Here is a 23,446-nt window from a genome sequence, read left to right as displayed (position 1 = left end):
GGTCAGCTCCTCAGGAACGACCCGCCGGCCCGCAGCCGCGACACGGCGTCGACGGTGGCGGCGAGGATCAGCACGCCGCCGGTGACGAGCAGGTTGATGCCGGCCGGCAGGTTGAGCAGGCCCAGCCCGTTGGTGATGCACGCGATCACGAGCGCGCCGATGGCCGCGTGGATGAGGCGCCCCCGGCCGCCGAACAGGCTCACACCCCCCACGACGGCGGCAGCCACCCCGCTGAGCACGATGTCGCGGCCCACCGTGGCGTCGACGGATCCCACGCGCGAGACGCTGAAGAGGGCGGATGCCACGGCGAGGGTGGAGCAGATCACGAACGCCCACCACTTCACCCAGCGCACCTTGACCCCCGAGCGCCGCGCCGCCTCGGCGTTGCCGCCGATGGCGTAGATGTAACGGCCGAAGCGCGTGCGATCCAGGACGAACGTGCCCAGCCACAGGATCGCGAGCGTCACCGGCACGATGAGGGGCACCCCCTGCACCGCGACGACGGACTGGCCGCGGTCCTGGTTGAGGATGTACACGAAGACGCCGCCGATCACGGCGATGACGGCGAGCTTGATCCACACGAGCGACATCGCCCGGTTGGGAACGCCCGCCTTGGTGCGCCGCGCCCGATCCCAGAACGACGTGCCCGCCGAGACGGCGAGCATGACCGCAAGCATCGCCCAGCCGCCCCACACCGGCAGGTTGCCGTTCTGCAGCGCGAGGAGCTCGGGCACCTGCACGCGGTACAGCCCGCCGTCGCCGATGATGACGAGGGCGAGCCCCTGATAACCGAGGAAGAGGCCGAGGGTCACGACGAACGAGGGGATCCCCACGCGCGCGACGAAGAAGCCGATGAGCGCTCCCGTGATCAAGCCCACCGCGAATCCGACGAGGAGCGCGATGGGCCAGTCGATGCCGAACTGCGTGTTGAGCACGACGAACAGGGCCATCGCGACGCCGCCGGTGACCCCCGCCGACAGGTCGATCTCGCCCAGGAGCAGGACGAACACCAGTGCCATCCCCAGCATCACGAGCGTGGCGGCCTGGTTGAGCAGGTTGGCGAAGTTGCGTTCGGTGAGGAAGAAGGGGCTCAGCGTCGAGAACAGCAGGGTCAGCACGACCAGCCCGCCGATGGCGGGAAGGGCGCCCATGTCGCCGGAGCGGACGCGCTGCCACCACGCCACCACCTGCTCGCGCAGGCCCCCCTCCACGCCACTGCCGATGAGGTCGGTCGCCAGCGGATCCGGCGATGCGTTCGTGCGGGCGACGTTCGTCATGCCGGGTCTCCCTCGGTGGGGATGGTGTCGGTGGTCAGCAGGGGAGCGCCGGTGAGGGTCTTGGTGCCGGTGATGTAGCCCACGACGTCGTCGCGCGTGGTGTCCTGCGCGCGCACCTGGGCCACGAGCTGGCCGAGGTAGAGCACGGCGATGTCGTCGGCGACGGCGAACACGTCGGTGAGGTTGTGGCTGATCAGCACGACGGCCACCCCCTGCTGGGCCAGCCGCTCCACCAGATGCAGCACCTGCTCGGTCTGGGCGACGCCCAGGGCTGCGGTCGGCTCGTCCAGGATCACCACGCGCGCCTTCTTCAGCACGGCCCGCGCGATGGCGACCGTCTGTCGCTGTCCGCCGGAGAGGGACGACACCTTCTGCCGCACGGATCTCACCGTGCGCACCGACAGTGAGCGCAGGGTGTCCGACGCCTCCCGCTCCATCCGCCCCTCGTCGAGGGTGCCGGTGGACAGCTCCTCGCGCCCGAGGAACATGTTCTGCACGATGTCGAGGTTGTCGCACAGGGCGAGGTCCTGGTAGACGACCTCGATGCCCAGCGCCGCCGCATCCCTCGGGGTGTGCAGATCGCGATGCGCGCCGTCTATGCGCACCTCGCCCTCGTCGTAGGGCTGCACGCCCGCGAGTCCTTTGATGAGGGTCGACTTGCCGGCGCCGTTGTCGCCCACGAGGGCGGTGACGGTGCCGGGGAAGACCTGCAGATCCACCCCCTTGAGGACGCTGACGGGGCCGAAGGACTTCTTCACGCCGATGAGTTCGATGATCGGGTCAGTCATTGCCGCTTCCCTGCGCTGTGCCGGACCGAAAAGGGGGCGCCGCGCCGGAACCGACGCGGCGCCCGCAACCCGGCGCTATTGGATGCCGTACTCGGCGCACTTGGCGGCCACGTCGCCGGTGCACACCTCCGCCGCGTCCGCATCACCCGCCTCGATGACCGTGATGACCTCTTCGGGTCCGACCAGCTGCGGCGTCACCGCGATGTAGGGCGTGCCGTCCTCGAGCTCCTGGTCGGCCTCGGGCGTCTCGCCGTTGAGGAGGGCGACGGCCACTTCCACGGCGGCGTCGGCCTCCTCCTTGACCGGCTTGTACACGGTGGCCGTCTGCCACCCCAGGAGGATGTTCTGCAGCCCCGCGACGTTGGCGTCCTGACCCGAGACCGCCACACCGGTGAGGTTGTTGTTCTGCAGGACCTTGATGACGCCGGCGGCGTTGGTGTCGTTGGCCGCCCACACCCCGTCGACCTGTCCGCCGAGCGAGGTCAGCGCCTGCTCGAAGTTGGTCTGCGATTTCGCCTGGTCCCAGATTCCGGGCGGCTCGGCAGCCGCGGTGATGCCTGCGCCCTCCATGACCTCCACGGCACCCTCCTTGAACATCGCGGCGTTGCCGTCGCTGGGGTCGCCGCCCATGTAGACCACGACGGCGCTGGCCGGGTCCTTGCCCGCAGCCTCCAGCCCGTCGAGCACCGCCTGCCCCTCCAGGCGACCCACTTCGACGTTGTCGAAGGAGACGTAGTAGTCGGCGCCCTCGAACGGGCGGTCGTACGCGATGACGGGGATGCCCTCCGCGGTGGCCTTGGCGGCGACGGCTTCGGCAGCGCCCTGGAAGTCGGCGAGCAGCATGACGCCGCAACCCTGCGTGAGCTGCTGGTCGGCGATGGTGGAGTACTTGTTGGTGTCGCCCTGCGCGTTCTGGATGTCGACGTCGAACCCGGCCTCCTCCAGACCCTCCTGGAGGTACTTGCGGTCGAAGTTCTCCCACCGCGGCGACGACACCGCGTCGGGGAGGATCACGCACGCCCGATCGGCCGCCTCTCCGCCGCCCCCCTCCGAGGAGCCGCCGCCCCCGGATCCGGAACAGCCTGCGAGCAGGACCGCCGCAGCTCCTGAGAGCGCTACCACGGCGGACAAGGAGCGTCGGTTCATTTCTCACCCTTCGTCGGTGTGAGGTCTCACCTCGTTCCACGCACGGCCCCGTGCGCGGTGCACCCATGATGCTCGCGTGGCGGGGCGAGCGCACGAGTGGAAGGTCACGTTTCGGTAACCACTTCCACCGGGCCGGGCGTTCCTGCCCGAGGTCGCCCGCGTCAGGAGGGGCGCGGAACGGCCCGGACGAGCACCACGTGCGAGGCCTCGTCCACTTCCACGACGGCCGGATGCGCCTTGACGAAGTCGGAGAAGCCGCGGAATCCGAGGGCCTTCTCGCTGAAGGCGGGGTCCAGCCGCTTCATGAGGTCCTTGACGGCGGATGCGTGCACCCAATCGCCCTCGGCACGCTCCTGCTCCAGCTGCAGGGCCCGCTCGAGGAGGTTCACGGCGGGGTCGCTCGAGCGCTTGCGCGCCCGCGGCCGGCTGGGGGCCGCATCCTTCTTCGCCGTGGGCTCGCGCACCACGCCGGGGAGGGAGTCGTACGCGTCGAAGCGGTCGCACGCCGCCGCGAGCGACTTGGCGGTGGAACCGGCGACGCCGACGCCCACGACATAGCGGCCGAGGCGCTTGCAGCGCTGCGCGAGCGGGACGTAGTCGGAGTCGCCCGCCACGATCACCACGTGCGTGAGGTCGGGCAGGCGGAACATGTCCTCCACCGTGTCGACGGCGAGGCGGATGTCGGCGCCGTTCTTGGCGTACGCGGCGGCGGGGAACAGCTGCACGAGGTCGACGGCGCGCGCCACGAGCTGCGTGCGGTACTCGGCGTTGACCGGCGCCGACCAGTCGGCGTAGGCGCGCGTGAGCACGAGGGTCCCGAAGGACGCGGCGTAGTCGATGATCGCGCCCACATCGATGGTGGCCTGACTCAGTCGCTCGGCGATCTCCGGATCGGTGGGCTTGTCGGCGATGCGCGAGCGGTCGCGCGAATAGGCGTTGCGCCCGTGCACCCGGTCGTACCAGGACATCACGATGTTGTCGAAGTCGAGGTAGACGGCAACGCGGGCGGTGTGAGAATCGGGCATGGTTCCAGTCTGCCGGGTCAGTGCTCGCCCGGATACCGCAGACCGATGTGTCGGCGTACCGCGTCGAGGGTGCGCATGATCTCCACCGACTCCGCCGGCGGCAGAACGTCGCCGCTGAGCCGGCCGGATGCGACGAGGTCTTCGGCGTACTGCGCCTGGAACTGCTTGCCGCCCCCCTCGACGCGATTGTCGTACCGCTCCCGCACGGTGCCGTCTGGCGCGACCACCTGGAACGAGGTGGCCGTGTACCACACGCGATCGATGTCGATGCGGGCCTCGGTGCCGACGATGCTCGCCCGGTTCGGTCCCGCCCCGCGGGAGGAGGACAGCGTCGTGGAGATCGCTCCGGACGCGTGCGTGAAGATCGTCGCGACCTCGGTGTCGGCGCCGGTGTCGGCGAACCGCGCGCGCGCGGTGATCGTCACGGGCGGCCCCAGGATGTCGTGCACGAACGACACCGGGTAGATCCCCAGGTCCAGCAGCGCGCCCCCGCCCAGCGCGAGGTCGTTCAGGCGGTGAGCGGGGTCGGTGGGGAGCTTCTGGGTGTGCTCGGCGGACACGGTGCGGATCTCGCCCAGCGTGCCGGCCGCGACGATCTCGCGGATGCGGGCCATGTGCGGCAGGAACCGGGTCCACATCGCCTCCAGCGCCACGAGACCGCGCTCCGCGGCCCGTTCGCGGATGAGCTCGGCCTCGTCGCCGGTGAGGGTGAAGGGCTTCTCCACCAGCACGTGCTTGCCGTGGTCCAGCGCGAGCAGCGCATTCTCGGCGTGGGCCGGATGCGGCGTCGCGACGTAGACGATGTCGACGTCGGGATCGGAGACGAGGTCCTCGTACGATCCGTGCGCGCGCGGCAGCCCGAATTCCCGGGCGAAGGCCTCCGCCGACTCCGTCCGCCGGGATCCGACCGCCGTGACCGTGTGCCCGGCGGCCTGGAGTTCACGCGTGAAGGAATGGGCGATGCCGCCTGTGGCGAGGATCCCCCAGCGAAGTCTGCTCATGCCCCCGAGCGTATCGACCGCCGTAGGCTCGTCGCGTGAGCCCGACCGACCGCTTCCGCGAGTTGCTGCGCATCCCCACGATCTCCTACGCCGACGCCACGCGGATCGATCCCGACGGCTTCGCGCGCTTCCGCGCGGCGCTGGAGCGCCTGTACCCGCTCGTGCACGCGCGGCTCGAGCGGGAGGTGGTCGGCGACGGCGCCCTGCTGTACCGCTGGCCGGGGGAGACCTCGACCGACCCGCTCGTGCTCATGGCGCACCAGGACGTCGTGCCGGTCGTGCCGGGGGAGTGGCGCCACGCCCCCTTCGACGCCGACATCGTCGGCGAGGGGGAGGATGCGGCCATCCACGCGCGCGGCGCGATCGATGACAAGGGCGCCCTGGTGGCGATCCTCGAGGCGGTCGAGGCGCTGCTGGGTGAGGGGGCGACCCCGCCGCGCGACGTGTATCTCGCCTTCGGTCACGACGAGGAGACGCACGGGACGGGCGCGCAGGCCATCGCGGCGCTCCTGCGCGAGCGCGCCGTGACCCCCGGGCTCGTGCTGGATGAAGGCGGCGCGGTCGTGACGGACGTGCTCCCCGGGCTTTCGGCTCCGGCCGCCATGATCGGGGTCGCCGAGCGCGGCACCGCCACGTTCGTGCTGACGGCCCGCGAAGCCGGCGGCCACGCCTCCACCCCGCCCCGCATGCCCGCCACCGCGCGCCTGGCCCGCGCGATCGACCGCATCCGCCGTCGCCCCTTCCCCGTGCGCCTGGCACCGCCGGTGCGGGCGCTGCTGGCCACCGCCGCACCGCACGTCGCCCAGCCCCTGCGGAGCATCTTCTCCTCCGCCGGCGCGCTTGCCCCCGTGCTCACGCGCGTGCTCGCCGCGCTCGGCCCCGAGACCAACGCGCTCGTGCGCACGACCGCCGTCGCGACCGAGCTCGCCGGTGCGTCGGGGCGCAATGTCCTGGCCACGACGGCCCGGGCCTGGGTCAACGTGCGTCTGCTGACCGGTGACAGCATCGGGGCCGCCGAGCGGCACCTGCGCCGCGCGATCGCCGATCCCCTCGTGGAGATCGCGGTGGAGGACGGCTCCGAGCCCTCGCCGGTGTCGCCCTGGCGCGGGGAGGCCTGGCAGCGGCTCGCCCGCACGGTCGTGGCGACGCTCGGCGAAGAGGTCGTCCCGCTGCCGTACGTGCAGCTGGGTGCCAGCGACAGCCGCTGGTTCACCGGGCTCACCGGCGCCGTCTACCGCTTCACACCCTTCCGCCTCTCGCGCTCCGAACGCGACGCCCTGCACGCCGCGGACGAGCGCATCGGCGTGGCGGTGTGGCTGCGCGGCATCGGCTTCTACCGCGAACTCATCCTCGCCCGGTAGCGGGCCGTCGCGGCGGTTCATCCGAGACCCCGAGGAGGAACGCCGCGATCTGGGCGGAGGTGGCCTCCAGCGGCGGACCGGAGCCGAAGGTCCACGGGGCATCCGTGGCCCGGACGGTGTGCCCGCGCACCGCTGCGCGCCGGTCGGCGGGAGCAGCCGCCGACGCGTACAGCGCGGCCGCGCCCGCGATGAACGGATCCACCCCGGCGTCGGCGGACAGGTCGCGCGCGAGCAGCAGGAGCGCCTTCACACCGGCGGCCAGAGCGCGGATGCTGCGCCGGCGACCGGCGCGGACGCGCTGTGCGACCTCCCGCAGCGGCATCGTGCCGTCGGCAGCCGGTCCTGTCGCCTCCGCCCGAAGACCTGCGACGTCCAGGAACGCGGCGGCGAGGCCGGGAGGGGCGTCCGGCGCGTCGGCGAGGAGGTCGGCGGCGCGGTCGACGACATCGGCGAGCGCACCGCGCCGGTCGGCCGTCACGGACGGGTCGTCGCCCTGACCGCGCTGACTCAGCGGAAGGTGGCGCGCGAAGTCGGACACGCGCACAGTGTAGGCATGTGACAAGCGTGTGACAGAATCCCCCCGAACGTTTCAAGTCGTGTGACTGTCACATCCCGTCACATCGAGTCGGTGCCGGAGGGGACGGTATGAGCGAGGACGCGAGTGGGCGCCGCCCCAGCATCCGCGACGTCGCGCGCTTGGCCGACGTGTCGCACCAGACCGTGTCGCGCGTGCTGAACAACCACCCCAGCATCCGCCCCGAGACCCGCGCCCGCGTGCTCGAGGTGATGGCGCGCCTGCAGTACAGCCCCAATCGCGCGGCTCGTGCGCTCGTGACGGCGCGGTCCCAGACGATCGGGATCCTCGCCGCCTCCAGCACGCAGTACGGCCCCGCCTCCAGCATCGCCGCCATCGAGGCCGCCGCGCGGGCGCGGGGATACTGGGTCAGCACGGTCAACATCGACGCGCGCCAGCCCGACTCGATCGCGCAGGGTCTCCGGCACCTGACGGCCCAGTCGATCGAAGGGCTCGTCGTCATCGCGCCGCAGGTGCGGGTCATCCGGGCGATCGCCGCGCAGCAGCTGGACGTGCCCTACGTGACGCTGCAGTCCACCGGGCTGGACCCCGGCCACGCCCTGTCGGTGGACCAGATCGCCGGGGCGCGCCTGGCCACGCGGCACCTGATCGAACTCGGCCACCGCGAGATCTATCACCTGGCCGGCCCGCAGGACTGGGTCGAGGCCGAAGCGCGGATGCGGGGGTTCCTCGAGGAGATGTCGGCGCAGGACCTCCCCACGACGGCGCCGATCCTGGGCGACTGGACCGCGGACTTCGGCTACTACGCCGGCCGCGAGCTGCTGCGGGTGCGTGATTTCACGGCGATCTTCTCCTCCAACGATCAGATGGCGCTGGGGCTCCTGCACGCCGTGCGGGATGCGGGGCTCGACGTTCCCGGCGACATCAGCATCGTGGGGTTCGACGACATCCCCGAGGCCGCCCATTTTGCGCCGCCCCTCACGACCGTCCGGCAGGATTTCGGTGAACTGGGCCGTCGCTGCGTCGATCTGCTGCTGGGGGCGGCCGACCCCGCCGCGGAGCCGGTGAGCGCGGCGATCGAGCCGGAGCTCATCGTGCGCGCCTCCACGGGGCGTGCCGTCGCGCTCTGACCGCCGTTATCGGAATGAGATCGACGGTTCTGGCCCCGCCCGCCGTAGGTATGGCTATAGTTTCTCGATGTGAACGGTCACATGGCCGTTCGACGGTAGACGAAGGAGTCCGACGGAATGAGCACGACCCACGCCGATGGCCAGGATGCGTACGTCGTGAGTGCGCGCACCGAAGTGGCCGTGGCACGCGCACGCGCCGAGGTGGCAGCGCTGCACGGTGAGCTCGTCCGCTACGGCCTGGTCGTGTGGACCGGCGGCAACGTGTCGGCCCGTGTGCCGGGTGCCGAACTCTTCGTGATCAAGCCGTCGGGGGTGTCGTACGACGAGCTCGCCCCGGAGAACATGATCCTGTGCGACCTGGACGGCACCGCGATCCCGGGAACGCCCGGCAGCGACCGATCGCCCTCGAGTGACACCGCGGCGCACGCGTACGTGTACCGCAACATGCCCGAGGTCGGCGGGGTCGTGCACACGCACTCGACGTTCGCCACGGCGTGGGCCGCGCGCGGTGAGGAGATCCCGTGCGTGATCACCGCGATGGCCGATGAGTTCGGTGGTCCGATCCCCGTCGGTCCCTTCGCGATCATCGGCGACGACTCGATCGGCCGCGGCATCGTCGAGACCCTGCGCGGTCATCGCTCGCGCGCGGTCCTGATGCAGAACCACGGGCCGTTCACGATCGGCTCGAGCGCGCGGGATGCGGTCAAGGCCGCCGTGATGCTCGAAGACGTGGCCCGCACCATCCACTACGCCCGGCAGGGCGGCGAGGTCCTCCCCATCCCGCAGGAGGCCATCGACAGCCTCTTCGACCGTTACCAGAACGTTTACGGCCAGCAGCCACACAACTGAACACCGAACACCAAGACGACGGCGTCCGACAAGACGACGACGTCCCACGAGTCCCACGAAAGGACACCCAGTGAAGGCGAAGAAGGTTCTTCTCGCAACGATCGCCGCCGGCGCGCTCATGCTCTCGGCCTGCAGCGGCGGAGGCAGCGGCAGCGGCGACAGCGGCGGCGACGGCGGCCTCATCGGCGTCGCGATGCCCACCAAGAGCTCCGAGCGGTGGATCCAGGACGGCAACGCCGTCAAGGAGACGCTCGAGGAGCAGGGCTTCACCGTCGACCTGCAGTACGCCGAGGACGACATCCCCACCCAGGTCTCGCAGATCGAGAACATGATCACGAAGGGCGCGGAAGCGCTCATCGTCGCCTCGATCGACGGCACCACGCTGTCGGAGGTGCTGCAGAACGCCGCCGACGCCGACATCCCGGTGATCGCCTACGACCGCCTCATCCGCGACTCCGAGAACGTCGACTACTACGCCTCGTTCGACAACTTCCTCGTCGGGCAGCAGCAGGCGTGGTCGGTGCTCGCGGGGCTCGGCCTGACGGACCTCGAAGGCGAGCCGGCCGCGGATGCGCCGGCCGGACCGTTCAACATCGAGCTGTTCGCCGGGTCGCTCGACGACAACAACGCCGTCTTCTTCTGGGACGGCGCCATGAGCGTGCTCGAGCCGCTCATCGACGACGGCACTCTCGTGGTGCAGTCCGGCCAGACCGACATCAATCAGGCGGCGACGCTGCGCTGGGACGGCGAGACCGCCCAGAGCCGCATGGAGGACATCCTCACGGCGAGCTACTCCGACGGCACGCAGGTCGACGCCGTGCTCTCCCCGTACGACGGCATCTCGCGCGGCATCATCTCCGCTCTCACCGACGCCGGCTACAGCGTCGGCGAGGAATGGCCCGTCATCTCCGGTCAGGACGCCGAGGTCGACTCGGTCAAGGCGATCCTCTCGGGTGAGCAGTACGCGACGATCTTCAAGGACACCCGCGAGCTCGCGAAGGTCGCCGCCGACATGGCGGTCGCCGTCCTCGAGGACGAAGAGCCCGAGGTCAACGACACCGAGCAGTACGACAACGGCGTGAAGGTCGTTCCGTCCTATCTCCTGTCGCCGGTCCCGGTCGTCAAGGACAACGTCGAGCAGTCGCTGGTGGACACCGGCTACTGGACCGCAGAGCAGCTCGGCCTGTAAGGCCCGCGCCGCTCCGGCGGTGGGCGGGGTCCACGGTCCCCGCCCACCGCCGCGGCTCGCACCATCCATCCACGAGGAAGTCGGAGACGTGTCAGAGAACATCCTGGAGATGCGCGGCATCACCAAGACCTTCCCGGGCGTGAAGGCCTTGGCGAATGTCACCCTCGCCGCGCGCGCGGGGGAGATCCACGCGATCTGCGGTGAGAACGGCGCGGGCAAGTCCACGCTCATGAAGGTGCTGTCGGGCGTGTACCCGCACGGCACCTACGACGGCGAGATCGTGTTCGCGGGCGAGGAGGTGCAGTTCCGGAGCCTCCGCGACAGCGAGGCCAAGGGCATCGTCATCATCCACCAGGAGCTGGCGCTGAGCCCGTACCTGTCGATCGCCGAGAACATTTTCCTGGGCAACGAGCGCACCAGCGCCGGGCTCATCGACTGGAACAGGACCAACTTCGAAGCGGCGAAGCTGCTCAAACGCGTCGGGCTGCGCGACAACCCCACGACCAAGATCAGCCAGATCGGCGTCGGCAAGCAGCAGCTCGTGGAGATCGCCAAGGCGCTGTCCAAAGACGTCAAGCTCCTCATCCTCGACGAGCCGACCGCCGCCTTGAACGACGAGGACTCCGCCCACCTGCTGGAGCTCATCCTCCAGCTCAAGGAGGAGGGCGTGACCTCGATCATCATCAGCCACAAGCTCAACGAGATCAAGCGCGTCGCCGACAGCGTCACCGTCCTCCGCGACGGCAAGTCGATCGAGACGATCTCGAAGGCCGACGTCACCGAAGACCGCATCATCAAAGACATGGTGGGCCGCGATCTCGAGCACCGCTACCCCGACCACGAACCGCAGATCGGCGAGGAGCTGCTGCGCGTGGAGGACTGGACGGCGCACCACCCGCAGGACCCGGCGCGCGTGATCGTCGACCGGGTCTCGCTCAGCGTGCGCGCGGGGGAGATCGTGGGGATCGCCGGGCTCATGGGCGCCGGCCGCACCGAGTTCGCGATGAGCCTGTTCGGCCGCAGCTACGGCACGCGCATCTCCGGCCGGGTGTTCATGCGCGGCAAGGAGATCAAGACGCGCACGGTGTCCGAAGCCATCGACCACGGTCTCGCGTACGCCACCGAGGACCGCAAGACCTACGGACTGAACCTCATCGAGGACATCAAGCGCAACATCTCGATGGCGTCGCTGCGCAAGCTGGAGAAGGCCGGGCTCGTCAACGACAACGAGGAGTTCCGCGTCGCGAACGAGTACCGCCGCGACCTGAACATCAAGGCCCCCAGCGTCCTGGCCAAGACCGGCAAGCTCTCCGGCGGCAACCAGCAGAAGGTCGTGCTGTCGAAGTGGATCTACTCCGACCCCGACGTGCTGATCCTGGACGAACCCACGCGCGGCATCGACGTGGGGGCGAAGTACGAGATCTACACGATCATCAACCGCCTGGCGGCCGAGGGGAAGGGCATCATCGTGATCTCCTCCGAGCTGCCCGAACTGCTCGGCATCTCCGACCGCGTGTACGCCCTGTCGGAGGGGCGCATCACCGGCGAGCTGCCCATCGACGAGGCCACGCCCGAATCCGTCCTCAAGCTCATGACCATGGAGAACCCCCGCTGACGGGCGTTCCGGGAGAAGCGAAATGACACTCACCAACAGCACCCCCACCGAGGCCGTCGGCGCGAAGGTCGATCCGCCCGACAACCGGTTCACCCGGTGGCTCACGCACCTGCTCAGCGACCTCGGTCGCAACGGCATCTTCATCGCGCTGATCGCGGTGGTGGCGCTGTTCGCGATCCTGACCGACGGCATCCTGCTGCGCCCGCAGAACATCTCCAACCTGGTGGTGCAGAACGGGTACATCCTGGTGCTGGCCATCGGCATGGTCATGGTGATCATCGCCGGCCACATCGACCTGTCGGTGGGATCGGTCGCCGCCTTCGTCGGCGCGCTCTCGGGCGTTTTCGCGGTGAAGATGGGCATGCCGTGGTGGCTCGCGATCCTGCTGTCCCTCCTCATCGGCGCCCTCGTCGGCGCGTGGCAGGGGTTCTGGATCGCCTACGTCGGGATACCCGCGTTCATCGTGACGCTCGCCGGCATGCTGATCTTCCGCGGACTCGCCCTCGTCGTGCTCGGCAACGCGAACATCGGATCGTTCCCGACGGAGTACCGGGCCCTGGGCAACGGGTTCTTGTCGGGTTTGTTCGGCGAGACCGATCCAGACCTGTTCACCCTGGCCATCGGGGCGGTGGCGATCATCGCGCTGGTCGTCCAGCAGCTGCGCACGCGCGCGGGCCGGGCGAAGTACGGCCAGGAGGTCGAGCCCCTCGTGTGGGTCATCGCCAAGCTCGTGCTGGTGGCCGCGGCGATCGGGTTCTTCACCTACTCCCTCGCGTCGTACAAGGGCATCCCGGTGACGCTCATCGTGCTGGCAGCCCTCGTGATGGTCTACGGCATCGTCATGAACCGCACGGTGTTCGGCCGCCACATCTACGCGATCGGGGGCAACCGTCACGCGGCGGAGCTGTCGGGCATCAAGACCCGCCGCGTGGACTTCTGGCTGTTCGTCAACATGGGCTTCCTCGCGGCGCTGGCCGGCCTCATCTTCACCGCCCGGCTGAACCTCGCCGGTCCGAAGGCCGGTGACGGGTTCGAGCTCGAGGCCATCTCCGCGGCGTTCATCGGCGGCGCGGCCGTGCAGGGCGGTGTCGGCACGATCGGCGGCGCCATCATCGGTGGCCTCATCATCGGCGTGCTCAACAACGGCATGTCGATCCTGGGCATCGGCATCGACTGGCAGCAGGCCGTGAAGGGTCTGGTGCTGCTCCTGGCGGTCGCCTTCGACGTCTACAACAAGCGCCGCTCCGGCAACTGAGCCGCCGAAACCCGTCAGCGCGGGGCGAGCGGGTCAGGGCAGGAGGATGATCTTGCCGTCGGTGCCGCGGGCCACCAGGCGCTGCGCGTCGGCGGCGTCGGAGAGGGGCAGGGCCGGGCCGAGCTCGACGGAGAACGCGCCGGCGGCGAGGAGACCCAGCGTCACGGGGATCGCCTCGCGCCGCCACGCGGCCTCCCGCTCGGTCAGCGGATGCGGGCTGCCGCCGCGGAACGCCCGGATCCCGAGCTCGTCGGCCTCGGCTCCGCGCACGAGGGTCACGATGCGCGAGCGGTCGGCGACGAGGTCCAGTGAGGTCTGGACGGCCTCGTCGGTGCCGACGCAGTCCAAGGCCACCGTGATCCCCTCGGGCGCCGCATCCCGGACGCGCTCGGTCAGCCCCTCGCCGTAGGGCACGGTCGTCGCGCCCAGCTCCCGCACGCCCGGCGCTCGCCGGTCGGAGGAGGTCGCGATGACGCGGGCGCCCCACAGCACGGCGTACTGCACGGCCGCGCGACCCACCGCGCCCGAGCCGCCGTGCACGAGGAGGGTGTCGCCCGGGCCCACCCGGAGCGACCGCAGCGACTGGTAGGCGGTCCCGACCGGAACCCCCAGCGCCGCCGCCTGCACCGCGCTGACGGCGGGTGGGCGGGGGACGACGGATGCGGCGGGCACGACGACCTCGTCGGCATACGTCCCGAGTGTGTCGAAGACGGTGACCGGCAGACCGGGACGGAAGCCGTCGACGTCGTCGCCGACCTCGAGCACGACGCCGGCCCCGTCGGCGCCGGCGCGGCGCGGCGCGTCGATGGGCGGGCTGGCGCGGCGGCCGGAGCGCAGCTTCGCGTCGACCGGGTTGACCCCGGCGGCCTCGATGCGGATGCGCAGCTGCCCGGCGCCCGGACGGCCCGAGGGGATCTCGACCATCCGCAGCACCTCGGGTGCTCCGAACTCGGTGTAGACGACGGCGCGCGGCATGGCGTCCCCTTTCCGCCGCCGAGCCTACCCGCGGGCGGCCGGGGCGCCCGCCTCGCGCAGCGCCTTCGCGATGCGCTGCGGCGAGACCGCCTCGGCGGTGCCCAGGCGCTGCGCGAACAGGCTCACGCGCAGCTCCTCCAGCAGCCACCGGGCGTGCACGAGGCCGGCGGGGGTGCCGGGGGCGGGCGGGATCGTCCCGCCCGCTTCGGCGTACAGGGCGGCGGCTCGTTCGTACTCGTTCTGCCGCTGCCGGTCGCGCCCCGGGTTGTCGGGGAGGGTCTGCAAGCGCTCGAGCGCCCCCGCGAGGTACCGCGGCACGTGCGCCAGGCGCGTGAGGCCGATGGCCGAGACGAACCCGGGGAAGACGAGGCCGCCCAGTTGCGCCCGCACGTCCCCCAGCGCGCCCAGGAGCGCCATGGAGCTCTGCCCCTTGAGCGCGCGGTCGACCTCCCGCGCGGCCGAGAGCACTCGGGCCGCCAGCGACACCGCCGCGAAGGTGTCGTCCACGACGACGGCCGACAGGCGGTCGCGCACCGCCTCGAACGCCGCGCGCGTGCGCACGCCCGCGGGCGCCTCCCGCTCCAGCACCGCATCGGCCACGGCGACGCGCGCGTCTTCGATGAGCGCCTTGGCGTTGGGGTACGGGGATGCGGCGAGGGCGAGCTTCTCCGTCGAGGTGAGGTGCTCGAGCACGTACGCGGCGGGGGAGGCGACGGCCAGGAGGAGCAGGCGACGCACGCCCGCACGAGTGAGGCGCACCGCATCCGCGGGCGTGGTCTCCAGCCGCAGCGACACGCTCGCGCCGTCGTCGACGACGGCGGGGTAGCCGCGCACGACGCCGCCCGCCACCCTGGTGTCTACGACGTCGGGCAGGTCGCCGAAATCCCAGCCGGTGACGCCGGCGCGCGCGGGGAACGCGGCGGCTGACCCGGGAGCCGTCGCCGCCGCGACCCGCGCCGTGCTCCGCTCGATCGTCGCGGCGACGCTCGAGCGCGCGCGGTCCGCCAGGCGCGCCTGCAGGGCGGCCAGGTCACGGTCGCTGCCGGCGGTGCGTCCGCGCGCGTCGACGGCGCGGAAGGTCGGCAGGAGGTGCCCGGGCACGCGCTCGAGGTCGAAGTCGGATGCGCGCACCGGCTGATTCGCGACCCGCTGCACCTGCGCGGCGAGGGCTTCGACGAGGCTCGTCGCCGGCAGCCCGTCGGTGTCTTCGGGGCCCCGGCCGACGAGCTCCGCCGAGAACCGCTCGGCCCAGTCGGCGGCGGGGACGACGTTGCGGCGGATCGCCTTCGGGAGGGCGCGCAGCAGCGCAGTCACGAGCTGGTCGCGCAGACCCGGCACCTGCCAGTCGAACCCGTCCGGCCGCAGCTGGGCGAGGAGGGCCAGCGGCACGAGCACCGTGAGGCCGTCGTCGGGGGCGCCGGGTTCGAAGCGGTACGACAGCGACAGCGTCTGATCGCCCTGCCGCCACCGTGAGGGGAAGCCCCGGTCGTCGGCGCGCGCGGCGTCACCGGTGAGGTCGGCCTCGGTGAGGTCGAGCAGGTGCGGCGTGCGTGCCGCGGCCTCGCGCCACCACCGTTCGAACGAGCGCACGTCGAACACGTCGGCGGGGACGCGGGCGTCGTAGAACGCGAACACCGCCTCGTCCCCGACGAGGATGTCGCGGCGCCGCTCGCGCTCTTCGATCTTCTCCAGCCGCCGGCGCTGCTCGGCGTTGCGGCGCAGGAACGCCGTGAGCCGCTTGTCCAGGGCCGCCGCATCCCATTCGTCCTCGACGAGCGCGTGGCGCAGGAACATCTCGCGCGCGAGCGGCCGGTCGAAGCGGGCCAGCTGCACGCGGCGGCGCGGCACGATCTCCACGCCGAACAGCGTGATCTTCTCGTACGCCGATGCGGCACCGGCGCTCTTGGACCAGTGCGGTTCGCTCAGCGAGCGCTTCGCGAGGTCGCCGGCGAGCTCCTCCGCCCACGCCGGATCGATCGCGGCGACGGTGCGGGCGAACAGCCGTGAGGTCTCCACCAGCTCGGCGGCCATCACCGCGTGCGGCCGCTTCTTGCGCAGGCCCGAACCGGGGAAGATCGCGAAGCGCGCGCCGCGCGCTCCGATGTACTCGCCCTTGGCGGGGCGCCCGTCGGCGGGCGCCTTGGGCGTACGGCGGTCTTTCGGCGGGTTCGCGGTGCGCGGGTCGAGGATGCCGATCTGCGACAGCAGGCCGGCCAGGATCGCCCGGTGGATGGCGTCTCCCGCCTCATGCCCGTCGGGGCCGGCCTCCCGCGAGGAGCGCGGACCGCCGAGCACGGAGCGCAGCTGCCGGTGCACGTCCACCCACTCCCGCACCCGGACGTAGTTGAGGAACTCGCTGCGGCACAGCCGCCGGAAGGCGCTGGAGCCGAGCTCGGCCTGCTTCTCCTGCAGGTGGTTCCACAGGTTCAGCAGCGTGAGGAAGTCGCTCGTGGGATCGGCGAACCGCGCGTGCAGGCGGTCGGCCTCCTCGCGGCGCTCCTCGGGTCGTTCGCGGACGTCCTGGATGGACAGACCCGCCACGATGGGCAGCACCTCGCCGAGCGTGCCGTTCTCGCGGGCCTCCAGCAGCATCCGCGCGAAACGGGGGTCGATCGGCAGGCGCGCGATCTCGCGGCCGATCTTCGTGAGCCTGGGGTTGTCGCCGCTGCGTCCGCCCGGCACGGTGATGGCGCCGAGCTCGGTGAGCAGGTCGCCGGCCGCCTTGACGCCGCGCGAATCGGGCTTGGTGAGGAAGGGGAACGCCGCAATGTCGCCGAACCCGAGGGCGAGCATCTGCAGCAGCACCGACGCCAGCGACGTGCGCAGGACCTCGGGCTCGGTGTACTCCGGCCGGCGGGTGAAGTCCTCCTCGGAGTAGAGGCGGATGGCCACGCCCGGGGCCGTGCGGCCCGCACGGCCCGAGCGCTGCTGCGCGGAGGCCTGCGACACCGCCTCGATCGGCAGGCGCTGGATCTTCGAGCGCGCGCTGTAGCGCGAGATGCGCGCGGTCCCGGTGTCGACGACGTAGCGGATGCCGGGGACGGTCAGACTCGTCTCGGCGACGTTGGTGGCCAGGATGATCCGCCGTCGCACGCCCGCCACGCGGGACGGCTCGAACACGCGGTGCTGTTCGGCCGAGGACAGGCGTCCGTAGAGGGGGAGCACCTCGGTGGGCGCGGCATCCTTCGCATACGCGCCGCGCACGGCGTCGGCGGCATCGCGGATCTCCGCCTCGCCGGGGAGGAAGACGAGCACGTCGCCCGGCGGCTCGCGGTCGAGTTCGCGCAGCGCCGCGACGATGCCGCCCACCTCGTCCGCGTCGTCGTCGGCCGCGCCGTCGGGCACGAGCGGGCGGTAGCGGATGTCGACCGGGTAGGTGCGGCCGGACACCTCCACGATCGGCGCCGGGCGATCCGCCGCATCCGCGAAGTGCTTCGCGAAGCTCTGCGGGTCGATCGTCGCCGACGTCACGATGACCTTCAGCTCCGGCCGCTCGGGCAGGATGCGGCGGAGGTAGCCGAGGAGGAAGTCGATGTTCAGCGACCGCTCGTGGGCCTCGTCGATGATGATCGTGTCGTAGCGGCGCAGCAGCCGGTCGCGGTGGATCTCGTTGAGCAGGATGCCGTCGGTCACGAGCGCGACGCGGGTGTCGGCGGAGACGTTGTCGGTGAAGCGCACCTTGTAGCCGACCGTGGTGCCCAGCGGCACCTGCATCTCTTCCGCGATGCGTTCGGCGATCGTGCGCGCGGCGATCCGGCGGGGCTGGGTGTGGGCGATGCTGGTGCGGCCGAGCTCGAGGCAGATCTTCGGCAGCTGCGTCGTCTTGCCCGAGCCGGTGGCGCCGGCCACGATCACGACCTGGTTCTCGGCGATGGCGCGCGCGATCTCCTCCCGGGCGGCGCTGACGGGCAGCTCCGGCGGGTAGGCGATGACGGGTTCGGGCGCGGACACAGCCTCCGATCGTATCCCGCCGCCGCCGCGCCATTCCCGAGACACCACATTCCGGCTGAGACGCCGCGCGCCGCAGGGTGTCTCAGCCGGAATGTGGTGTCTCGCGTGCGGCGGACCCGTGGGCGAGCAGCGGGCGGCGCGTCAACCCCCGGACGCGGCGGCCGGGGCCGCTCCTAGGCTGGGGGCATGACGATTCCCACAGTTGCGCTCAACGACGGCAACAGCATCCCCCAGCTCGGCTACGGCGTGTTCCTGGTTCCGCCGGATGACACCGAGCGGGCGGTCAGCGAAGCGCTCGAGGTGGGCTACCGCCACATCGACACCGCCGCCATCTACGGCAACGAGAAGGGCGTGGGCGCGGCGATCGCCGCCAGCGGCATCCCGCGCGACGAGCTGTTCATCACGACGAAGCTGTGGAACGACCGTCACGACGGCGACGAGCCGCACAAGGCCATCGCCGAGAGCCTCGAGAAGCTCGGTCTCGAGCAGGTCGACCTCTACCTCGTCCACTGGCCGACGCCGGCGAAGGACAACTACCTGCACGCGTGGGAGAAGATGATCGAGATCCGGGATGCGGGGCACACGCGCTCCATCGGCGTCTCGAACTTCCTCGTGCCGCACCTGGACCGCATCGTCGAGGCCACCGGCGTAACCCCCGTCGTCGACCAGATCGAGCTGCACCCCGCGTACTCGCGTCGCGACATCGTCGAGTGGGGCGCCGCGCACGACATGCACATCGAGTCGTGGGGACCGCTGGGGCAGGGCAAGTACGACCTGTTCGGCATCCGCGCCGTCGCCGAGGCGGCCGCCGCGCACGACAAGACCCCCGCCCAGGCGGTGCTGCGCTGGCACATCCAGCACGGCTTCATCGTGTTCCCCAAGTCGGTGCGCCGCGAGCGCCTCGAGGAGAACTTCGACATCTTCGACTTCGAGCTCACCGACGCCGAGATGGCCGCGATCGATTCGATCGACCCGCAGGACGGGTCGGGGCGCGTCGCGTCGCACTCCGATGAGGTGAACTGAGCTGAACCGCCTCGCGAACGCCTCCAGCCCCTACCTGCGGCTCCACGCGGCCAACCCGGTCGCGTGGTACCCGTGGGGGCCGGAGGCGTTCGCCGAGGCCGAGCGCCGCGACGTGCCGGTGCTCGTGTCGATCGGCTACTCCACGTGCCACTGGTGCCATGTCATGGCGCGGGAGTCCTTCGCCGACGACGCCACCGCCGCGATCATCAACGACGGATTCGTGGCGATCAAGGTCGACCGTGAGGAGCATCCGGACGTGGATGCGGCGTACCTCGACGCCGCCTCCGCCTTCACGCGCAACCTCGGGTGGCCGCTGACGGTGTTCACGACCCCGCGCGGAGCGGTCTTCTACGCGGGAACGTACTGGCCGGACGAGGCCCGCGGCGGGCTGCCGGCCTTCCGCGACGTGCTGGCCGCGGTGCGCGAGGCGTGGACGCAGCGCCGCGAGGAGGTCGAGCGCACCGGCGAGGCGCTGCGTCAGGCGATCGCCGGCGCGGCGGCACCGGGCGCCGACGCGCCGCCGTCGCTGGACGAGCTCGCCGCCGCCGCGCGCGGTGTCGCCGCAGCCGAGGACCGCGAGCACGGCGGTTTCGCCGCCGGGCTCGGGATGGAGAGCCCGAAGTTCCCCAACGTCCCGGTGCTGCGCTTCCTCGCGTGCGAGGCGCTCGCCGAGGCGGCCCCGGATGCCGCGGACGTCGCCCGTCGCGCGTTGCGGGCGATGGCCGACTCCGAACTGCACGATCCCGTCGAGGGCGGATTCTTCCGCTACGCGACGCGGCGCGACTGGACGGTGCCCCACTACGAGCGCATGCTCACCGACAACGCCGGCCTGATCGATGCGGCCCTGGACGTGGGCGAGGACGACATCGCGCGCGACGCGGCGCGCTTCCTCGTCGACGTGCTGCAGCAGCCCAGCGGCGGGATCGCCGCCGCGCAGGACTCCGAGTCGATCATCGACGGCGCCCGCAGCGAGGGCGGCTACTACGCCCGCGACGCCGAGGGACGTGCGGGGCTTCAGCCCCCGGCGCTGGACGGCAAGATCGTCACGGGCTGGAACGGGCACGCGATCGCCGCGCTGGCCCGCGCGGGAGCCGTACTCGGCGACGCCCGATTCCTGGAGGCGGCGCGCTGGGCGGCGGATGCGGTGCTGGAGACCAACCTCGGGGCCGACGGGATGCTCCGCCGTGCGTCGCTGGATGAGATCGTCTCCTCCGCCCCGGCCACCCTCGAAGACTACGGCGGCCTCGCGCGCGGGCTTCTGGCGCTGGCGCTGGCCACCGGCGAGCCGGCCTACGCCGTGCGCGCTCGCGAGCTCGTCGACGCCTGCGTGGAGGAGGACGGCACGATCGAGGCGCCCGGAGGGGGAGACCCCGTGCTGGTGGCGCAGGGGGTGCAGACCGCCGGCGTGCCCAGCGACGGCGCCGCGCCGTCGGGGCCGTCGGCGCTCGCCGCCGCGGCGCTCGCGCTGTGGCAGGCCGGGGCCGGCGACCGCTACCGCTCCGTCGCGGTCACGCTCGTGAAGGCCGCCGCTCCCGCAGCCCTCGCCGCCCCCATCGCGCACGGTGCGCTGCTGCAGGTCGCCGCCGCGCTCGCCGAAGCGCCGCATCAGCTCGTCGTGGTGGGCGACCCCGGCGCCCCGCTGGCACAGCGCGCCCGCCGCATCCGGGCCGACATCGTCGCGCTCGTCTCACCCGAGCAGGCCGAGGCCCTGGCCGCAGCGGGGCTGTCGCTGTTCGAGGGGAAGACGGCGCTGGATGGGCGCACGACTGCGTACGACTGCCGCGGATTCGCGTGCCGGCTCCCGGTGACCGATCCGGATCAGCTCGGTTAGACCCACGTGGGCAGCCAGTTGTGCAGGCGCCAGAAGTCGTACGCCACCGGCAGGCCCGTCCACACGGGGTACCAGAAGGCCGAGACGAGCGTCACCACGACGAGGAACACCACCACCACCCGCTGCCCGCTGAGCCGGCGGGCCAGGGGAGCCGTAGGTGGGCCGGCGATCTCGCGCAGCGCGAAGGTCAGCGCGAGCAGGAGGAACGGCACCATCACGACCGTGTAGAACTGGAAGATCGTGCGGTCGGGGTACAGCAGCCACGGCCCGTACGTGGCGGCCAGGCCGGTCAGGACGAACGCGTACCGCCAGTCGCGCACCATGACGAAGCGCACGGCGAGGAAGACGGCCGCAGCCACCCCCGCCCACCACGCGATGGGGTTGGGCAGGCTCGAGATGGACTCCGTGCACCCGGCCGGCAGCCCGCAGCCGGCGGTGCCGGCGGCATCCTGCTGCCAGTGCATCGACGTCGGCCGCACCAGCAGGGGCCACTGCCACGCGGGGCTCGCATATCCGTGCGGCGTGGTCAGGCCCACATGGAACGCGTAGATGGACTGGTGGTAGGCCCACAGGTTCTGCAGGGCCAGCGGCACCCACGCCCACACCCCGGTGGCGGGGGTGGCGTCCACGGCGTGCCGCGAATAGCCGCCATCGCTGGCGAGCCAGCCGGTCCAGGACGCGACGTACACGACCGCGGCGATGGGCACGAGGAGCAGGAACGACGCCGGCCCCTGCCGCAGCGCGGCGTCGGCGGGCCACATCCGGACGCCGGCACGGCGGCGGGCGAGCGCGTCGGTGACGACGGCATACAGGCCGATCGCGGCCAGGACGTACAGCCCCGACCACTTCACCGCCGTGGCCGCCCCCGCCGCAGCCCCCGCAGCGACCAGCCACGGCCGCGCCCACAGCACCGGCCCCCACCTCAGGCGCCCGTCGGGTGGGTCACCGGCGCGCGCGGTCACCAGCGCGGCGAGACGGTCGAGCGATCCGCGCCGGTCGAGCGCGGCGAACCAGAACGCCAGCAGCACGAAGAAGGTCAGGATGCCATCCAGCAGCGCGATGCGGCTCATCACGATCGCCACCCCGTCGATGGCGAGGAGGAACGCGGCGACCGTGGCGAACAGGCGCGAACGGGTCAGCGCGTGGGCGAGGAAGTACAGCACGAGCACGCTCGCGGTGCCCAGCACCGCCACCGAGAAGCGCCATCCGGTGGAGGAGTCGGGGCCGAACAGGGCCATTCCCGCGGCGATGAGGATGCGGCCCAGCGGCGGATGCACGACGTAGCTGCCGGTGGCGGTGAAGATGTCGGTCTCGCCGGCGACGAACCTCGCGTCGGCGTCGGCGGGCCAGCTCGACGGGTAGCCGAGCACCCACTGGCTCCAGGAGTCCTTCACGTAGTAGGTCTCGTCGAAGACGATGGACTCCGGATGCCCCAGCCCCGCGAACCGCAGCACGCCGGCCAGCAGTGTCACCAGCGCCGGCGCGAGCCAGGCGAAGAGGCGTGATCGGGCGGGGTCGGCGTGCACGCGCGACCGCCATCGCTCCAGCCGCGTCGAGGCCGCTGCGGTGGGCGGATGCTCGGCGGTCGACGTCACGCGCCCAGCCTAAGCTGGGGCCGTGATCATCCTGGGTGCGACGCCGATCGGCAATCTCGGCGACGCCTCTCGCCGCCTGGTCGAGGCGCTGTCGTCGGTCGAGGTCATCGCCGCCGAGGACACCCGCACGACCCAGCGACTGCTCGCCGCCCTCGGGGTGGAGAACCGCCCGCGCCTGATCGCGCTGCACGACCACAACGAGAAGGAGCGCGCCGACGACCTGGTCGCCCTCGCGCGCGAGCGCGACGTGCTCGTCCTCAGCGACGCGGGCATGCCCACCGTGAGCGACCCCGGGTACGGCCTGGTGTCGGCGGCCGCCCGCGCCGGCGTGACGGTCACCGCCCTCCCCGGCCCGAGCGCCGTGCTGATGGCCCTGGCCGTGTCGGGCCTTCCCACCGACCGGTTCGCCTTCGAAGGCTTCCCGCCGCGCAAACCCGGCGAACGGCGGGCGGCGCTGGCCGCGCTCGCCTCGGAGCCCCGCACGCTGGTGTTCTTCGAGGCGCCCTCGCGCCTGGCCGCCACGCTCGACGACCTCGCCGCCGCCTTCGGCGAGGACCGGCCCGCCGCGGTGTGCCGCGAGCTGACCAAGCTGCACGAGGAGATCGTGCGCGGGTCGCTCGGAGAACTGGCGGAATGGGCGCGGGGCGGCGTCCGCGGCGAGATCGCCCTCGTGGTCGGCGGCGCCGCGCCGCGGGAGACGTCGTTCCCCGACGCCGTCGCCCAGGTGCTCGAACTGAAGGCCACCGGCGCGCGGCTGAAGGATGCGGCATCCGAAGTCGCCGCCCACACCGGTCATTCCTCCCGCGAGCTGTACCAGGCGGCGCTGACGGCCCGCACGTAGCCCGGCGCCGGTCGTCACGCCGCGGCGTCACACGACCGATCGCGCGCGCCGGCCCCCGT

At 71.7% G+C, this 23,446-nt stretch carries 18 protein-coding genes; 9 read left to right on the top strand and 9 right to left on the bottom strand.

The features are described from left to right. Positions 1-2 precede the first annotated feature (2 nt). The 5 genes from F6J85_RS11805 to F6J85_RS11785 form a co-directional block, all read right to left on the bottom strand. Positions 3-1,277, bottom strand: coding sequence for a sugar ABC transporter permease (locus F6J85_RS11805; protein WP_150925219.1), 1,275 nt, complete (start codon positions 1,275-1,277; stop codon positions 3-5). Continuing rightward, complete coding sequence (locus F6J85_RS11800) at positions 1,274-2,065, bottom strand: ATP-binding cassette domain-containing protein (RefSeq protein ID WP_150925217.1); 792 nt, start codon at positions 2,063-2,065, stop codon at positions 1,274-1,276. Before F6J85_RS11800 ends, F6J85_RS11805 begins: the two co-directional genes overlap by 4 nt. Before the next feature lie 75 nt (positions 2,066-2,140). Next, complete coding sequence (locus tag F6J85_RS11795; RefSeq protein WP_238706944.1) at positions 2,141-3,079, bottom strand: substrate-binding domain-containing protein; 939 nt, start codon at positions 3,077-3,079, stop codon at positions 2,141-2,143. A gap of 293 nt (positions 3,080-3,372) precedes the next feature. After that, on the bottom strand, positions 3,373-4,236 hold the full coding sequence (locus F6J85_RS11790; RefSeq protein WP_150925213.1) for an NYN domain-containing protein: 864 nt from the start codon (positions 4,234-4,236) through the stop codon (positions 3,373-3,375). A 17-nt stretch (positions 4,237-4,253) separates the two neighbouring features. Beyond that, positions 4,254-5,237 carry a Gfo/Idh/MocA family protein gene (locus tag F6J85_RS11785; RefSeq protein ID WP_150925210.1) on the bottom strand — a complete coding sequence of 328 codons (984 nt, stop codon included), beginning with the start codon at positions 5,235-5,237 and terminating at the stop codon, positions 4,254-4,256. 35 nt (positions 5,238-5,272) lie between these two features. Here F6J85_RS11785 and F6J85_RS11780 point away from each other — a divergent pair, with 35 nt between their 5' ends. Beyond that, entirely contained in the window at positions 5,273-6,598 is a 1,326-nt protein-coding gene (locus tag F6J85_RS11780) for a M20/M25/M40 family metallo-hydrolase (protein WP_150925208.1), read from the top strand. Here the strand turns inward: F6J85_RS11780 and F6J85_RS11775 are convergent. Then, positions 6,582-7,136 carry a hypothetical protein gene (locus F6J85_RS11775; RefSeq protein WP_150925206.1) on the bottom strand — a complete coding sequence of 185 codons (555 nt, stop codon included), beginning with the start codon at positions 7,134-7,136 and terminating at the stop codon, positions 6,582-6,584. The genes F6J85_RS11780 and F6J85_RS11775 overlap by 17 nt on opposite strands. Positions 7,137-7,243: 107 nt before the next feature. Here F6J85_RS11775 and F6J85_RS11770 point away from each other — a divergent pair, with 107 nt between their 5' ends. The 5 genes from F6J85_RS11770 (at position 7,244) to mmsB (ending at position 13,171) form a co-directional block, all read left to right on the top strand. Then, positions 7,244-8,263, top strand: a complete 1,020-nt coding sequence (locus F6J85_RS11770) for a LacI family DNA-binding transcriptional regulator (protein WP_150925204.1) — start codon at positions 7,244-7,246, stop codon at positions 8,261-8,263. Positions 8,264-8,380: 117 nt separating this feature from the next. Further along, positions 8,381-9,112 carry an L-ribulose-5-phosphate 4-epimerase gene (locus F6J85_RS11765; protein WP_150925202.1) on the top strand — a complete coding sequence of 244 codons (732 nt, stop codon included), beginning with the start codon at positions 8,381-8,383 and terminating at the stop codon, positions 9,110-9,112. A 70-nt stretch (positions 9,113-9,182) separates the two neighbouring features. Then, on the top strand, positions 9,183-10,301 hold the full coding sequence (gene chvE, locus F6J85_RS11760; RefSeq protein WP_150925200.1) for a multiple monosaccharide ABC transporter substrate-binding protein: 1,119 nt from the start codon (positions 9,183-9,185) through the stop codon (positions 10,299-10,301). An 88-nt stretch (positions 10,302-10,389) separates the two neighbouring features. After that, positions 10,390-11,916, top strand: a complete 1,527-nt coding sequence (gene mmsA / locus F6J85_RS11755; protein WP_150920532.1) for a multiple monosaccharide ABC transporter ATP-binding protein — start codon at positions 10,390-10,392, stop codon at positions 11,914-11,916. Positions 11,917-11,938: 22 nt separating this feature from the next. After that, positions 11,939-13,171 carry a multiple monosaccharide ABC transporter permease gene (gene mmsB, locus F6J85_RS11750; RefSeq protein WP_150920531.1) on the top strand — a complete coding sequence of 411 codons (1,233 nt, stop codon included), beginning with the start codon at positions 11,939-11,941 and terminating at the stop codon, positions 13,169-13,171. Between the two features lie 33 nt (positions 13,172-13,204). On the opposite strand, the gene F6J85_RS11745 is transcribed toward mmsB, so the two are convergent. Then, positions 13,205-14,146, bottom strand: a complete 942-nt coding sequence (locus tag F6J85_RS11745) for a quinone oxidoreductase family protein (RefSeq protein WP_150925198.1) — start codon at positions 14,144-14,146, stop codon at positions 13,205-13,207. 24 nt (positions 14,147-14,170) lie between these two features. Next, on the bottom strand, positions 14,171-18,097 hold the full coding sequence (hrpA, locus tag F6J85_RS11740; protein WP_150925196.1) for an ATP-dependent RNA helicase HrpA: 3,927 nt from the start codon (positions 18,095-18,097) through the stop codon (positions 14,171-14,173). A gap of 186 nt (positions 18,098-18,283) precedes the next feature. Between hrpA and F6J85_RS11735 the strand changes: the two genes are divergently transcribed. Both F6J85_RS11735 and F6J85_RS11730 read left to right on the top strand, forming a co-directional pair. Next, positions 18,284-19,120 (top strand): aldo/keto reductase, encoded by an 837-nt coding sequence (locus F6J85_RS11735; protein ID WP_150925193.1) that lies wholly within the window; start codon positions 18,284-18,286, stop codon positions 19,118-19,120. Between the two features lies 1 nt (position 19,121). Further along, entirely contained in the window at positions 19,122-20,951 is a 1,830-nt protein-coding gene (locus F6J85_RS11730; protein WP_150925192.1) for a thioredoxin domain-containing protein, read from the top strand. Here the strand turns inward: F6J85_RS11730 and F6J85_RS11725 are convergent. Further along, positions 20,948-22,546 (bottom strand): dolichyl-phosphate-mannose--protein mannosyltransferase, encoded by a 1,599-nt coding sequence (locus F6J85_RS11725; protein WP_238706943.1) that lies wholly within the window; start codon positions 22,544-22,546, stop codon positions 20,948-20,950. The two genes, F6J85_RS11730 and F6J85_RS11725, sit on opposite strands and share 4 nt — an antisense overlap. 22 nt (positions 22,547-22,568) lie before the next feature. Here F6J85_RS11725 and rsmI point away from each other — a divergent pair, with 22 nt between their 5' ends. Beyond that, a complete protein-coding gene (gene rsmI, locus F6J85_RS11720) occupies positions 22,569-23,387 on the top strand; it encodes a 16S rRNA (cytidine(1402)-2'-O)-methyltransferase (RefSeq protein ID WP_150925190.1) in 819 nt (272 codons plus the stop codon). Positions 23,388-23,446 lie beyond the last annotated feature (59 nt).

Source organism: Microbacterium lushaniae, from assembly GCF_008727775.1.
GTDB classification, from domain to species: Bacteria; Actinomycetota; Actinomycetes; order Actinomycetales; family Microbacteriaceae; genus Microbacterium; species Microbacterium lushaniae.
This window is presented reverse-complemented; position numbering and strand designations above follow the sequence as displayed.

Coding starts and splice junctions, on each gene's coding strand:
- F6J85_RS11805 (WP_150925219.1), bottom strand. CDS start 1,277: ATGACGAACGTCGCCCGCACGAACGCATCGCCGGATCCGCTGGCGACC.
- F6J85_RS11800 (WP_150925217.1), bottom strand. CDS start 2,065: ATGACTGACCCGATCATCGAACTCATCGGCGTGAAGAAGTCCTTCGGC.
- F6J85_RS11790 (WP_150925213.1), bottom strand. CDS start 4,236: ATGCCCGATTCTCACACCGCCCGCGTTGCCGTCTACCTCGACTTCGAC.
- F6J85_RS11785 (WP_150925210.1), bottom strand. CDS start 5,237: ATGAGCAGACTTCGCTGGGGGATCCTCGCCACAGGCGGCATCGCCCAT.
- F6J85_RS11770 (WP_150925204.1), top strand. CDS start 7,244: ATGAGCGAGGACGCGAGTGGGCGCCGCCCCAGCATCCGCGACGTCGCG.
- F6J85_RS11765 (WP_150925202.1), top strand. CDS start 8,381: ATGAGCACGACCCACGCCGATGGCCAGGATGCGTACGTCGTGAGTGCG.
- mmsB (WP_150920531.1), top strand. CDS start 11,939: ATGACACTCACCAACAGCACCCCCACCGAGGCCGTCGGCGCGAAGGTC.
- F6J85_RS11745 (WP_150925198.1), bottom strand. CDS start 14,146: ATGCCGCGCGCCGTCGTCTACACCGAGTTCGGAGCACCCGAGGTGCTG.
- F6J85_RS11735 (WP_150925193.1), top strand. CDS start 18,284: ATGACGATTCCCACAGTTGCGCTCAACGACGGCAACAGCATCCCCCAG.